Raw genomic sequence first — 653 nt, forward strand, 5'->3', positions numbered from 1 at the left:
GCCGACGCCGAGCTGGTCGACCGGCTCGTCGCCGACACCGATCTGGTGGTGCACTTCGCCGCCGAATCCCACAACGACAACTCCCTGGCGAACCCCGCACCGTTCGTGCAGACCAATCTCGTGGGCACCTTCACCCTGCTCGAGGCCGTCCGCAAGTACGACGTGCGTTATCACCACATCTCCACCGACGAGGTCTATGGCGACCTGCCGCTGAACGATCCGATCAAGTTCACCGAGACCACCGCCTACAATCCGTCGAGCCCCTATTCGTCGACGAAGGCCGGCTCGGATCTGCTGGTGCGCGCCTGGGTGCGTTCGTTCGGCGTCCGCGCGACCATCTCCAACTGCTCGAACAACTACGGCCCCTATCAGCACGTGGAGAAGTTCATCCCCCGCCAGATCACCAACGTGCTCACCGGTGTGCGCCCCAAGCTCTACGGCACCGGCACCAACGTGCGGGATTGGATCCACGTCGACGACCACAACAGCGCCGTGTGGACGATCATCGAACACGGCCGGCTCGGCGAGACCTATCTGATCGGCGCGGACGGGGAGACCGACAACCGTACCGTCGTCGAAACCGTCCTCGAGCTGTGCGGCAAGGGCCGTGACGAGTTCGATTTCGTCACCGACCGCCCCGGCCACGACCTGCG

At 64.6% G+C, this 653-nt stretch carries 1 protein-coding gene; it reads left to right on the forward strand.

Annotation, left to right across the window (positions count from 1 at the left end; all coding sequences use genetic code 11):
- Positions 1-653 (forward strand): dTDP-glucose 4,6-dehydratase (locus K3M35_RS25860; RefSeq protein ID WP_220667298.1); only part of this gene is annotated, 653 nt, incomplete at both ends.

It is taken from the genome of Rhodococcus sp. DMU2021, assembly GCF_019641445.1.
Classification (GTDB): Bacteria; Actinomycetota; Actinomycetes; order Mycobacteriales; family Mycobacteriaceae; genus Rhodococcus; species Rhodococcus pyridinivorans.